The 12,638-nt window shown below is 63.5% G+C and carries 11 protein-coding genes; 7 read left to right on the top strand and 4 right to left on the bottom strand.

From position 1 onward, the window contains the following. Positions 1-9: 9 nt before the first annotated feature. Complete coding sequence (locus J2858_RS03485; protein ID WP_210103337.1) at positions 10-774, top strand: crotonase/enoyl-CoA hydratase family protein; 765 nt, start codon at positions 10-12, stop codon at positions 772-774. A 77-nt stretch (positions 775-851) separates the two neighbouring features. Continuing rightward, positions 852-1,109, top strand: coding sequence for a hypothetical protein (locus tag J2858_RS03480; protein ID WP_210103336.1), 258 nt, complete (start codon positions 852-854; stop codon positions 1,107-1,109). 348 nt (positions 1,110-1,457) lie between these two features. Here the strand turns inward: J2858_RS03480 and J2858_RS03475 are convergent, their stop codons facing one another. Continuing rightward, positions 1,458-2,717 carry a class I SAM-dependent RNA methyltransferase gene (locus J2858_RS03475; RefSeq protein ID WP_210103335.1) on the bottom strand — a complete coding sequence of 420 codons (1,260 nt, stop codon included), beginning with the start codon at positions 2,715-2,717 and terminating at the stop codon, positions 1,458-1,460. After that, positions 2,714-3,520: a TlyA family RNA methyltransferase gene (locus tag J2858_RS03470; RefSeq protein WP_210103334.1), complete on the bottom strand. Its 807-nt coding sequence runs from the start codon at positions 3,518-3,520 to the stop codon at positions 2,714-2,716. Before J2858_RS03470 ends, J2858_RS03475 begins: the two co-directional genes overlap by 4 nt. A gap of 202 nt (positions 3,521-3,722) precedes the next feature. On the opposite strand from J2858_RS03470, the gene J2858_RS03465 reads away from it, so the two are divergent. Then, on the top strand, positions 3,723-5,762 hold the full coding sequence (locus J2858_RS03465) for a methyl-accepting chemotaxis protein (protein WP_210103333.1): 2,040 nt from the start codon (positions 3,723-3,725) through the stop codon (positions 5,760-5,762). Between the two features lie 533 nt (positions 5,763-6,295). Continuing rightward, entirely contained in the window at positions 6,296-8,245 is a 1,950-nt protein-coding gene (locus tag J2858_RS03460; RefSeq protein WP_210103332.1) for a methyl-accepting chemotaxis protein, read from the top strand. 752 nt (positions 8,246-8,997) lie between these two features. Here J2858_RS03460 and J2858_RS03455 read toward each other — a convergent pair. Beyond that, on the bottom strand, positions 8,998-9,591 hold the full coding sequence (locus tag J2858_RS03455; RefSeq protein WP_210103331.1) for a TetR/AcrR family transcriptional regulator: 594 nt from the start codon (positions 9,589-9,591) through the stop codon (positions 8,998-9,000). 134 nt (positions 9,592-9,725) lie between these two features. Here J2858_RS03455 and J2858_RS03450 point away from each other — a divergent pair, with 134 nt between their 5' ends. Together J2858_RS03450 and J2858_RS03445 are read left to right on the top strand one after the other, a co-directional pair. After that, complete coding sequence (locus tag J2858_RS03450; protein ID WP_210103330.1) at positions 9,726-10,118, top strand: RidA family protein; 393 nt, start codon at positions 9,726-9,728, stop codon at positions 10,116-10,118. 41 nt (positions 10,119-10,159) lie between these two features. Continuing rightward, positions 10,160-10,768, top strand: a complete 609-nt coding sequence (locus J2858_RS03445; protein WP_210103329.1) for an NAD(P)H-dependent oxidoreductase — start codon at positions 10,160-10,162, stop codon at positions 10,766-10,768. A gap of 79 nt (positions 10,769-10,847) precedes the next feature. Here J2858_RS03445 and J2858_RS03440 read toward each other — a convergent pair whose 3' ends face one another. Beyond that, positions 10,848-11,756 (bottom strand): LysR family transcriptional regulator, encoded by a 909-nt coding sequence (locus tag J2858_RS03440; RefSeq protein WP_210103328.1) that lies wholly within the window; start codon positions 11,754-11,756, stop codon positions 10,848-10,850. 136 nt (positions 11,757-11,892) lie between these two features. Between J2858_RS03440 and J2858_RS03435 the strand changes: the two genes are divergently transcribed. After that, a complete protein-coding gene (locus J2858_RS03435) occupies positions 11,893-12,564 on the top strand; it encodes a glutathione S-transferase family protein (RefSeq protein ID WP_210103327.1) in 672 nt (223 codons plus the stop codon). Positions 12,565-12,638: the final 74 nt, after the last annotated feature.

Genomic DNA, 12,638 nt, shown 5'->3' with positions numbered 1-12,638 from the left:
GAGACACCGATGAGCGAGCCCATCCTGATCGAACATCCGCCGGCCTTTGAAGGCGTTGCCGTCGTCCGCTTCAACCGGGCGGAGAAGAAGAATGCCATCACCTCTGCCATGTACCGCGCCATGGTGGCAGGACTGCAGGAGGCGAGCGCAGACCCCGCCATCCGCGCGGTCGCCTTTCTCGGCTCGGACGGTTGCTTTTGCGCCGGCAATGACATGGCCGATTTCCTGGCCCATGCCATGTCCGGCACGACGGAGCCGCCAGCGGCGGTGGAATTTCTGAAAACCTTGGCCGGTTTCGACAAGCCGCTGGTGTCGGGCGTCGATGGTCTGGCCATCGGCATCGGCACGACGCTTCACCTGCACTGCGACCTGACGGTCGCCTCGTCGCGCAGCCTGTTTCGCACGCCCTTCGTCGATCTGGCGCTGGTGCCGGAGGCGGCCTCCAGCCTGCTTGCGCCGCGCCTCATGGGCCATCAGCGCGCCTTTGCCCTGCTGGTGGCAGGCGAAGGATTTTCGGCCGAGGCCGCGCGCGAGGCGGGTTTGGTATGGGCGGTTGTCGAGGCGGCCGATGTCGAGGCCGAGACGCTGAAACTGGCCGCCGCGCTTGCGGCAAAGCCTGCCGGCGCCCTGAAGATTGCCCGTGATCTTCTGCGTGGCAACGGGCAGGAGGTTCTGGCCCGCATGGACGAGGAGATGGTGCATTTTAGTCGCCAGCTGCAAAGCACGGAAGCGCGGGCCGCTTTCGAAGCCTTCCTGCAGCGCGGCAAGCGGTAAGACGTCTTCACCGGGCGTTAAGCGGGGTCGGCCAAGGATGGAGCCATCCGTTCCGCAATCTCTTGGGAGACATCGCCATGCTCAGGCTCGCCGCCGGCATCCTCATCCTGCTTTCGGGCGCTTCCGGCGTTCTCGCCCAATCGTCCGGCCCCAATACACGGGTCTATAACGACAACCAGTTCAAGCCACGCCCGCGCTTCGTCTGCATCATCGAGCCGCCCAAAAGCGCCGACCGCACCCGCCCCTACATCTGCCGCGCCCCGGAAGGCCGCGCCGGCGGACGCTGCCGCTGCGACGGCGTCACCGGCAACGGCACGTTGCAACCGGCGGGGTGATGGTGTTCGATTGATCTCTTGAGGTGTCGCGTTGGTTTTAAGGGCAGATGGCGCGTTGCGTGCGCGGTTCACCCCCCCCTCTGTCCTGCCGGACATCTCCCCCACACGGGGGGAGATTAGCGTGGGGCCGATGTGCTCGTCCCTCATGAACCGTTTCCGCAAACAAATCAGCCATTTCCGGATCCCATAAAAACCGTTCCCGGCAATCGCTCCGGTAAACTTTGAATGCCGCGCCTGCTTCCAGCCGATCTCCCCCCGTGTGGGGGAGATGCCCGGCAGGGCAGAGGGGGGTAAATGCAGGCCGCAGCTATGGCGTGACCCGCAAAGGCATTGCAGAAAGCGCGGGTGTCACTTCTCCAGAAGCGCCACCGCTTCCACATGCGGGTTCCACAGGAACTGGTCGACGGGGGTGACGCTGGTGATGCGGTAGCCGCCGGCGATGAGGATGGCCAGATCGCGGGACAGCGTCAGCGGGTTGCAGGAGACGGCGACGACCTTCTTGACGCCGGAGCGGACGAGTTCGCTCATCTGGACTTCGGCGCCGGCGCGGGGCGGATCGAACACCACGGCATCGAACACTTTCAGTTCCTGCGCCATCATCGGACGGCGGTAGAGATCGCGGCGCTCGATGCTGACCGGCTTCAGGCCCTGGGCGTGACGGGCGGCATGGTCAAGCGCTGCAATCGCCTTGGCATCGCTTTCCACCGCATGCACCCGGGCCTTTGCCGCGATCCGGAGCGCAAAGGTGCCGGAGCCGGCAAAGAGATCCGCCACGCGCTTTGCCTTGCCGAGATGCCCGATGACGATGGCGGCCATGGCATCTTCGGCCTGGCGGGTCGCCTGGGTGAAGCCGCCCGGCGGCGGCGAGACCGGAACGCTGGCGAAGTCGAGCAGCGGCTTTTCCTTCTCGATCAGGATTTCGCCGTTCACCGAAAGCCGCACGACGCCCTTCAGCGCCAGCACGGTTTCCGTCGCCCGGCGTCGCTGCGCGTCCGTCAGCGCCTTCAGCCCCTCGGCCGACAGGTCAAGTCCGGTGCGGGTTTCGAGAACCGTCAGGCGAAACACATCGGTGCCCTGTGCCAGCGCGCCGGCGGCCCGGCGGATCACATCGAGCCGACCCACGATGCCCGCCGTGGTGATCGGACATTCCACGACCGAAAACAGCTGATGGCTTTCGCCCCGGTTAAAGCCCAGCAGCAGGCCCTTTTCCGTCATGCGGGCGGAAAACACGACGCGGCGGCGCTCGCCCGGGGCGGCCGTCACCAGATCCCTGACCTCCGGCGTCAATCCCTTGGATTTCAGCGCATCGACCACCAGCTGGCGCTTGAAGGCCTGGTAAGGCACATCGGCCAGATGCTGCAGCGAACAGCCGCCACAGGCATCGCTGTCGGGGCCGAAATGGCGACAGACCGGTGCCACGCGGTCCGGCGAGGCAGTGGCGGTCGACATGACCGTGCCATGCGCACCGACACGGGCGATGGAGACGGTTTCGCCGGGAAGCGCAAAGGGCACGTAGATCGGCCCGTCCTCGCCATGGGCAATGCCGTGACCCTGGGCGCCCAGGCGCGCGATGGTGACGGTCTGGGTGCCGGAACCGGGCGCGCTCATTGCTCGTCTGCCTCTTCGTCCAGATCGTCATCGTCCAGGTCGTCATCATCCACGAGCGGCTTGCGGCCGGCCAGCAGATATTCCTGGTTGCCGTCGCCGCCGGCAATCGGGGAGGGGATGAGGCCAAGGCTTTCCCAGCCCATGTCCTCCACCAGCCAGCGCTCCAGCTCGGCCGCCACGTCGGGCGCCGTCTCCGGATCCTTCAACAGGCCGGCCTTGCTGACGAAATCGCGTCCCGCCTCGAATTGCGGCTTCACCAGAAGCACGCAGGTCGCACCCGGCTCGGCCATGTCGAGTGCCGGCGGCAGCGCAAGCTTCAGCGAGATGAACGAGACGTCCGAGACGACCATGCCGAAGTCCTCGTCGCCCACATCGTCGCGCGTCATGGCGCGGGCGTTGAGGCCTTCGAGGCTCAAGACGCGCGGGCTGCCGGCAATTCGGTCATGGATCTGGCCGTGGCCGACATCGATGGCCACCACATAGGCCGCCTTGCGCTTCAACAGTACTTCGGTGAAGCCGCCGGTGGAGGCGCCGATATCGAGACAGTTGAGGCCCTCCGGATCAAGGCCGAAATGGTCGAGGGCGGCCACCAGTTTCAGTGCCGCGCGCGACACGTAATCCTGCGCCGGATCGTCGATGGTGAAGCTCGCATTGCCCGGCACCACGGCGCTCGGTTTCAGAACGGTCTGGCCGTTCACCTTGACGGTGCCGCGCAGCACCGCATCGCGGGCGCGCGAACGGCTGGCAAACAGGCCGCGGTTGACCAGCAGCTGGTCCAGTCTTTGATCGTGTGAAGATGTCATGCGCCAGTCCATGACGGCGAATGCGCAGGCTGGCAAGGGATTTTGCGTTTCCGGCCTTGACGAAGCGCAATTTCGGCCGCGCGATGGGTGAAATCCTGCCGATTTTCTCAATCCGATGTTAAGGCGCGTGCGCTCTTTTTGGGGTTCGTCGCCGGCGCCGGTGCGCCTTCCTGTCGTTCCAGAAGAAACCGCAGCACACTCCATGTCGTTCAAGAACCTGTCTCTCAACAAAAAGCTGATCAGCACATTTCTCGCGCTCATGTCCGTCTGCCTCATCGCATCTGCGGTGGTTTACTGGCAGGGGCTGAAATCGGCTGCCGCCTCGCGCGAGCAGATGCAGGCGCAGGCGATTGCCGCTGCCGTCGGCCAGGCGCTCGAGGCGCAGATGGAACAAGGCTACCTGCAGCGCGGCTATCTTCTGTCCGGCGATCCGGCCCTTCTGTCTGCCATGGCTGTCGCCCGCGACAGCGTGGTGTCGGCCCTTGGCGAGGCGCGCAAGCAGGCGACCGGCTTTCCGGCCATGGTCGCAACGCTTGACGAGATGAAGTCGTCCGCCGATGCCTACCAGCGGCAGGTGGTGGATCCGCAGGTGAAGGCGCGTGAGGCGGCCGCGGGCACAGCGACGGCTAGCGACCAGGCCGCCCATCCGCTTGCCGGTTTCCGTGCCGCCGCCGCCCGCATCAAGGCGCAGGCGGACGATCTGATCCGCGCCACGGCCGGGACGCAGCTCAACGCACACACCAATCTTCTCTGGACGCTGCTGATCGGTGGTGCGGTTGCCGGTGTCATTTCGGTGGCCCTGATCTGGCTCCTGTCGCGCGCCATCGTCAGCCCCATCGTCGGCATGACGGAAGCCATGTCGGCGCTCGCCTCCGGTCGCCACGAAATCCCCGTGCCGGCGCTCGACCGGGGCGACGAGGTGGGCCGCATGGCAAAGGCCGTTGCCGTGTTCAAGGATGCGGCGATCGAAAAGCTGCGGCTGGCGCAGGAGACCGAAAGTTTGCGCGTGGCCAGCGAACAGGAACGCCAGAACAATGACAGCCGCAAGGCGCATGAGGCCGCCGAGATCGAGTTTGCCATGAATGCGCTGGCCGGAGGCCTGTCGCGGCTCGCCGAAGGCGATGTGGCAAACCGGCTCGAACAGCCTTTTGCCAGCCATCTCGACCGCGTGCGCGGCGATTTCAACCAGGCCGTCGAAAAGCTGCAGGATGCGCTGCAGGGCGTCGGGCGCAACACGTCCGCCATCCATGCCGGCGCGATGGAAATCCGCAGCGCCACGGACGACCTGGCAAAACGCACCGAACGGCAGGCCGCCTCCGTCGAGCAGACGGCGGCCGCCGTGGAGGAGGTGACGACGACGGTGAAGGATTCCGCCCGTCGCGCCGAAGATGTCGGCGAGCGTGTCGAGCGGGCGCGGCTCGGCGCGGAAAAGTCAGGCGTAGTGGTGCGCCGTGCGGTGGCGGCGATGGAAGGCATTTCGAAATCGTCCAGCGAAATCATCAATATCATCAGCGTTATCGACGACATCGCCTTCCAGACGAACCTTCTCGCGCTGAATGCCGGCGTGGAAGCGGCGCGTGCCGGCGAAGCGGGCAAGGGCTTTGCCGTGGTGGCGCAGGAAGTGCGCGAGCTTGCGCAGCGTTCGGCCAATGCCGCCAAGGAGATCAAGACGCTCATCACCACATCCAGCCAGCAGGTGGATGCCGGGGTTTCTCTCGTCGGCGAAACCGGCGAGGCGCTGCAGGCCATCGTGGTCGAGGTGCAGGAGATCGACGAGAACATCAAGGCGATCGTCACCGCCTCGCGCGAGCAGGCGACCGGTCTGCAGGAGATCAATACCGCCGTCTCCTCGATGGATCAGAACACCCAGCAGAATGCCGCGATGGTGGAACAGCAGACGGCGGCAAGCCATGCGCTGGCGCGCGAGGCAAGCGAACTGGATGCGCTGCTGCGCCAGTTCCGGCTGGGCAATGCCGCCGCCTCGCCTGGACAGGACAGCCGGCCGGCCTCCCGGCCGGTGCAAGGTGGTGCCGCTTCCCTCGAGGCGCCACGCTTTGCGCCCGCAGCAAAGCCCACGGAAGGCCGCACAAAAATTCCGCAACCTGCCCGCCTGAAAGGCCCGGTTGCGGCACCTGCCGGCGCGCGCGCCAGACCGTCTCCGGCGGGTGCCCTGCGCAGCAAGCTGGCAAGCGCCTTTGCGCCTGCGGCAAAGCCTGCTGCCGAGAACTGGGAAGAGTTTTGAGCAAGCCTTTATGGTTCGATGAACGGCAAGACCGGGTGGACCGCGTCCGCCTCGCCAGATTGCTGACAAAGGGGCCTGCGCTTCTTCCGTCATGTTCGGGCTTGTCCCGAGCATCTGCAACGCTCTGATTTCATGGAGCTTGTATGACTGGGCGCTGGGCCGAGGATGACGTTGTGGTCGCAGATAGTGTTGTACGGGGTGGATCGCGGTCCGCCCCTTTTTCGTTCGGCCCCTCATATCGAGAAACGTATACGGGATTCGTCGCATGGCGACGAATTTGAAGTCCTATCGATATATGAAGACATGATCATTAACGCAGATGTAACGATCTATTGACATAAATAGACCGTTCGGATCGGCGCCGATTCAAGGTGTGCGTCCGAACAGAGCGATGAGGCGTAGCACCTTTGCAGCCCGTTTCGGCCCGCCCCGGGCCGATGCGGAGACGTCCGTCACGCTCTTTCGCGTTTGCCCGGCGAATGATTTGCACGCGGCTCACTCATCTGAACGCCAGGTTCTTGCGGGAGTGGCATGTGAAGCACGTTTCAATTATCGGCAAATTTCTGATCATCATGGCAGGCTTTGGCCTGTTCACCCTGGGGATGGCGCTCTACTCCACGCAGCAGATCTCGCGCACGGATGACGAATACAGCAAACTGCTGGATGGCCCGAGCCAGGGCGCGCTGTACATGGCGCGCTCGAACCGCACCGTACAGAACATGCGCGCCGCGATCGGCGACCTGATGATGGCCCGCTCGGAAGAGCAGAATGCCAGGTCGGCCAAGGAAATCGAAGACGGCAAGGCCAATTTTACGAAGTACATGGATGTGGTGGCCAAGGCCTTGCCGGGGAATCCGCAGGTCGAACAACTGCGCACCGAGGTTCTGAGCATCCTCAACACCACCTGTGCCGCCGTTATCGCTGCCGGCAAGGCGTCCACCACGGAAGCCGAGATTGCCGCTTCGCAGACCCTGTTCCTCGAACAGTGCCAGCCGGCCTTCACGGCCGTGTCGCCCAAATTCAGCAACATCACGACGCAACTGGTCGAAGCCGCCGCAAAGGCCAGCGACGATCTGACCGACAAGACCAATGCCACAGTGATGGTGACGCTCTCGATCGTCATCGGCGGCCTTGTGCTGGTTCTTCTCGCCGGCTTCTTCCTGATCCGCGCCTGGCTGGTGCAGCCGATCCGCGCGATGTCGGCCACCATGGTCACGCTTGCCAATGGCGATCTCGGTGTCATGGTCGACGGCACGGATCGCCGCGACGAAATCGGCGGCATGGCAAAGGCCGTGCAGGTGTTCAAGGACAACGGCCTTCGTGCCCGCCAGCTGGAACAGGAAGCCGATCAGGCCCGTTCGGCCAGCGAAACTGAAAAGGCCCGCGCGCTGGAAGCCGATCGCGTGCGTGCGGAGGAAATGGCGCAGGCCACCTCCGGCCTCGCGCAGGGCCTGAAGCATCTGTCGGATGGCGACCTGACCTTCCGTCTCTCCGAGCCCTTCGCCCGCGATTTCGAAGCCCTCCGCTCCGATTTCAACGCTGCCGTCGGACAGTTGGCAGACAGCCTGCGCTCGGTTTCCGTCGCCACCGGCAGCATCGGCAACGGCACGCGCGAAATCAGCCAGAGTGCCGAGGATCTGTCCAAGCGCACCGAACAGCAGGCCGCCTCGCTGGAGGAAACCGCCGCAGCGCTCGACCAGATCACCACCAATGTCACCAACTCGTCCAAGCGCACCGAAGAGGCCCGTCACGTGGCAGTGGAAGCCAACCGCTCGGCGCGTCGCTCCGGCGAGGTTGTCTCGAGCGCCGTCAATGCCATGCAGCGCATCGAACAGTCGTCCAACCAGATCTCCTCGATCATCGGCGTCATCGATGAAATCGCCTTTCAGACCAACCTTCTCGCCCTGAATGCGGGCGTGGAAGCGGCGCGCGCCGGGGAAGCCGGCAAGGGCTTTGCCGTCGTTGCCCAGGAAGTGCGCGAACTGGCGCAGCGTTCCGCCCAGGCGGCCAAGGAGATCAAGGATCTCATCCGCAACTCCGTCGACGAAGTCTCGACCGGCGTGCGGCTGGTGCAGGAAACCGGCGAGGCGCTGAAGGTGATCGAGCAGCAGGTGGTGACGATCAACACCCAGCTCGACGCCATCGCCACCTCGGCCAAGGAACAGTCGGTCGGTCTTGCCGAAGTCAACACCGCCGTCAACCAGATGGACCAGGTTACCCAGCAGAACGCCGCGATGGTGGAAGAATCCACCGCCGCCAGCGCCGCCCTTGCCAATGAGGTCAACAAGCTGCGCGACATCATCGGCCAGTTCCGCGTCGGCGGCGCCTCCGAAGCACCCGCCGGGCGTCGTCCGGAAGCCGCCCGGGCGACAGCAAAGCCCGTTGCCTCGCCGGCGCGCCGCATGATCGCCAAAGTCGCCGGCGCCGTCGGCCTCGGCGGCGGCTCTCCGGCAGCGGTCGCCGAAAGCTGGGAAGAGTTTTGAGCCGAGGCGGGCAACGGCACGACATCCAGGGGCGGTCGAAAGGCCCCCCCTTTTGCATGGCTTGCCGGGCGCGGTTGAGCCTGGGGGCGTCCGTAGGGCCGCGCCGGCTTTTTTGGTTCGGGTGAGGGCGGTGGGTGCGGCGCCCCCCTCTGTCCTGCCGGACATCTCCCCCAGACGGGGGGAGATCAGCCGGAAGCTGCCGCCGCATTCCAAGTTTACCGGAGCGTTTACCGGCAACGGCATTTGTGGGATCCGGAAACGGCAGAAGTGGTTTGGGAAACGGCGGATGTGGGACGGCGACATCGGCCACACGATGATCTCCCCCACATGGGGGGAGATCAGCTGGAAGCTGCCGCTGCATTCCAAGTTTATCTCTGCAATTGCCGCAACGGCGGATGTGGTTTGCCCAAACGGCGGATGTGGGAGGGGGACATCGGCCACACGCCAATCTCCCCCTCAGGGGGGAGATCAGCCGGAAGTAGGCGCCGCATTCTAAATTTGCCGCAGCGTTTGCCGGCAACGGTTCTTGTGGAATCGGGGGACGGCTGATTTGGTTTCCCAAAAGGCGGATGTGGGGCGGCGACATCGGCCCCACGCCAATCTCCCCCCGTGTGGGGGAGATGTCCGGCAGGACAGAGGGGGGTGAACCAGACACGCCGCGCTAAGACCTGCGCCAGTCCTTTCGTCCCGGCGCCAAGACAGCCTGCGCATCTCGGGCTTCCGGTGAGGCACCCGCTCAAACCCGCAGCCTATCAGTCCTGCCGCGCGAGAACGCCGCTGGCGATTGCGCAAAACGCCTCGACAGCCTTCGCCAGCACCGCTTCCGCATCATCACTCGCCGCCACCCAGAGGGCGGCGTTGAGGGAGGCGCCGCTGATGAGGCGGGCGGCGGCTTCGGCATTGAGCGGCTTCATCGTGCCATGCGCAATCAGCCGCTCGACGGCCTGTCTTGTCACCTGCAGGCAATTGTCCTGGCTTGGCCATCTGGACGGATCGCCGAGCACCGCCGGCCCATCGAGCAGCACAATGCGCTGCACCTCGGGATCAAGCGCCATTTCGATATAGGCTATTCCCTCCGCAAGCAGCGCCTTCCACTCGTCGGGTTCTGAGGCCGCCACCGCCTTTGCGCGCGCCGCCATCTCGGAATCGATCTGGTTGACGACGGCGGCAAACAGTCCGCGTTTGTCGCCGAAATTGTGGTAGAGCGCGCCGCGCGTGAGGCCCGCCTCCGCCGTCAGCTCATCCATGGAGGCGGCGGCATAGCCTTTTTCGGCAAAAGCCCTGCGTGCAGCCGCAATGAGCTTTGCCCTGTTTTCTTCCATGGTTTGCGCACGCGTCTTCGCCATCATACCCTCATTTCACATACGATGCGTATTTAATTTGACATACGCAGCGTATCTCACTATTTCACATACGCACAGTATCTGAACCGGCCCGCCGTTGGAAGAAGCTTCGGCAGCGTCCCCAGAAAGGAAGACCCATGACCGCCCGCACAGCCATTTTTCCAGCCGACCGGCACGCGCTTTACACGCAGCATGGATATTCCGCCGCCATTCAATCCGGCGACCTCGTCTCGGGTCAGGTCGGCGCCCGGGAGGACGGAACGGCAGAACCGGATTTCGGAGCGCAGGCCCGGCTGGCATTCCGGAATCTGCGGGCAACGCTGGAAGCCGCAGGCTGCAGCTTTGACGACATCGTCGATGTCACGACGTTCCACACCGACCCGCAGAACCAGTTCGAGATCCTGATGCCGATCAAGGACGAGTTTTTTCCGGCCCCGCCATTTCCAAACTGGACCGCCGTTGGCGTCACCTGGCTTGCCGGGTTCGATTTCGAAATCAAGGTCATCGCCCGCATCCCGCAGGCGGTTTAGCACCGGGCCAATCCCAAAACGCCTTCAGATGGAAACCTGCCATGCATTCTCTCATCGTCATTGCGCATCCCGAGGCCTCGTCCTATACGCATGCCGTGGCCGAGCAGGTCATCGCCGGCCTTCAGGAAGACCCGCAGAACACGGTCGAAATCGCCGACCTGACGGCCGAGGGCTTTGATCCTCGCTATACAGGTGCCGACTATCGGGCCTTTCGCGACGGAACGGTTTTGCCGGCCGACACTGTCGCCGAGCAGGCAAGGATCGACCGCGCCGATCTGCTGATCCTGATCTTTCCCGTCTACTGGTGGTCCATGCCCGCCATCCTCAAAGGCTGGATCGACCGCGTTTTCACCAATGGCTGGGCCTATATCGATGCCGAGGGCGAGCAAACGACACGTCTTCTCGGGCGGCTTGCGGTCCAGTTGGTGGCGGTTGGCGGCGCAACGCAGCGCACCTACGACAAGCGCGGTTATGCGCAGGCACTTCGGACACAGATCGACGAGGGCATTTTCGGCTATGTCGGCGCGCGCAGGGTGGGATCGGACCTCCTGCTCCCGCTCGACGCTGCGTCCTCTCAGGCCGGGCTCCAGCAGGCGCGGGCGATCGGCGCAAACCTCACCTCGGCAGTAAGGGAAGCGGCTGGCGAGTAGCGCGTTGCAAGGGAGCTGCGGAGAAGGGGATGCGCAGGGAGCGAGGAAATGGCGGTTTTGCGCCAACGTCGATCATAGCTCATTCAGTGATCCGTAGCTCTGCCTCTTCAGCGCAAATATCGGCCAGGAAGTCGATGAAATGCCGCACCCGCGAAGGCATGCGACGCCCGGAAGCCGTGATGGCGAAAATTGGCAAAGGCGGCGGAGCGTGATCGTCAAGAATCCGGACGACCTCGCCGGAGGCCAGGACATCCGGGAACAACCAACTTGCGTGATGGGCAATACCCAGACCGGCAAGGACCGCACCGCGAACATGTTCGGCATCGTTGGTGCGAAACGCGCCTCCGCCGTCTAAAGTGATCCGCCGACCGTGGGCCGTAAACTCCCAACCGACGACACTGCCCTTATGGACATAGCCGATACGTTGGTGCGATCGCAAGTCGTCAAGCGTTTCCGGCTTTCCGTGCAGGGCGAGATAGCTCGCTGATGCCAGGGTTATCATGCGCATATCGCCGATGCGTCGAGCAACCAACGCAGAATCGGACAGTGGACCGATCCGGATCGCGACATCGATCCCTTCCTCGACAAGGTCGACGTGACGGCCCGAGACTTCCATGTCGATTGCCACGTCCGGAAAACGATCCTGAAAGGCACGGAGCCGCGGGATGACATAGAGCCTGCCGAAGGCTGGCGAGAGGGTCACCCGGACCAGACCCGAGGGGGACGATTGCCCTGCCAGAACCTTTTCTTCGATGGAATCGATATCCTCAAGGATACGGACTGTGGCCTCATAATATTCCTGGCCCGCAAGCGTAACGGCAAGAGTTCGAGAATTTCTCGAGAGGAGCGGCGTTCCAAGACGCGCCTCAAGAGCCGCGAGCTGTTTGCTGACAGTTGGCTGGCTCACATTCAGGTCTCGCGCGGCCTGCGAAAAGCTTCCGCTTTCAACGACGCGCACGAACGCGCGCATGGAATCGAGCCTGTCCATTTCCCCGATCCTTAACCCTTGGAACTATTCAAAAATGGAATTCATATTATGCTTCCTGGCGCAATTCAATTCAATCAGAGAATATGAGAAATCGGCTTGGTGAGACCGCGAGGGTCTTGGAGCCAAAGGAAGAATTATGACAATCAAGATTTACGGCGATCCCGGATCAGGCAGCTTGCGGCGGGTGACCACGGCGGCAAAAGTCATGGGCATCGAAATCGAACACGTTATGGTCGATTTGTTCAAGGGCGAGAGCCAGACGGCTGAGTTCAAATCACGGCTCAATCCGCACGGCCTGACGCCTGTTCTGGTCGATGGTGATTTCGTTCTCTACGAAGCAGCCGCCATCAATCTTTATCTGGCGAGCAAGGCAAACTCCCCATTGGTCGGAGCGACCGCAGAAGACCGTTTTGAGGTACTTCAGTGGATGTTCTGGTCGGGTGAGCAATGGCGCGTCTTTGCGACGGCGCTGTTCGACGAGCGAGTGGGCAAGACGGTGATGGGGCTGCCAAAGAACGAGGCCGTCATCGCCTTCGCCGAGGGCAAGCTTCGTGCGGCCGCGAAAGTGCTTGACCAGCACCTGCAAGGCCGCAAATTCATTGTCGGCGAGACCCTGACGCTTGCCGATATCGACGTTGCGGGGCCGTTTTCGCAGATCGATCGTTCGAGGCCTCCCTTACGGGATTTTCCCAATCTCATGGCCTGGCACGACAATCTAATTCAGTCGGTTCCCGCCTGGGCCGAAACAAAGCGCGTGGTTGATCACCGCATCGACAGCTTCCTGTCGAGTGTCGGCGTAGCGCTTTGAACATCTCGCTTTGCAAGTTCCTGTGATGGATGACGTGGCAGACCTTGGGTTGGCCACGTCCTCTCCCGCGTGCG

Origin of the sequence: Neorhizobium galegae (assembly GCF_017877135.1) — a bacterium.
In the GTDB taxonomy this organism is placed as follows: Bacteria; Pseudomonadota; Alphaproteobacteria; order Rhizobiales; family Rhizobiaceae; genus Neorhizobium; species Neorhizobium galegae_A.
This window is presented reverse-complemented; position numbering and strand designations above follow the sequence as displayed.

Bases quoted from the DNA above. Each gene is read 5' to 3' on its own strand.
- J2858_RS03485 (WP_210103337.1), top strand. From the start codon at position 10: ATGAGCGAGCCCATCCTGATCGAACATCCGCCGGCCTTTGAAGGCGTT.
- J2858_RS03480 (WP_210103336.1), top strand. From the start codon at position 852: ATGCTCAGGCTCGCCGCCGGCATCCTCATCCTGCTTTCGGGCGCTTCC.
- J2858_RS03475 (WP_210103335.1), bottom strand. From the start codon at position 2,717: ATGAGCGCGCCCGGTTCCGGCACCCAGACCGTCACCATCGCGCGCCTG.
- J2858_RS03470 (WP_210103334.1), bottom strand. From the start codon at position 3,520: ATGACATCTTCACACGATCAAAGACTGGACCAGCTGCTGGTCAACCGC.
- J2858_RS03465 (WP_210103333.1), top strand. From the start codon at position 3,723: ATGTCGTTCAAGAACCTGTCTCTCAACAAAAAGCTGATCAGCACATTT.
- J2858_RS03455 (WP_210103331.1), bottom strand. From the start codon at position 9,591: ATGGCGAAGACGCGTGCGCAAACCATGGAAGAAAACAGGGCAAAGCTC.
- J2858_RS03450 (WP_210103330.1), top strand. From the start codon at position 9,726: ATGACCGCCCGCACAGCCATTTTTCCAGCCGACCGGCACGCGCTTTAC.
- J2858_RS03445 (WP_210103329.1), top strand. From the start codon at position 10,160: ATGCATTCTCTCATCGTCATTGCGCATCCCGAGGCCTCGTCCTATACG.
- J2858_RS03440 (WP_210103328.1), bottom strand. From the start codon at position 11,756: ATGGACAGGCTCGATTCCATGCGCGCGTTCGTGCGCGTCGTTGAAAGC.
- J2858_RS03435 (WP_210103327.1), top strand. From the start codon at position 11,893: ATGACAATCAAGATTTACGGCGATCCCGGATCAGGCAGCTTGCGGCGG.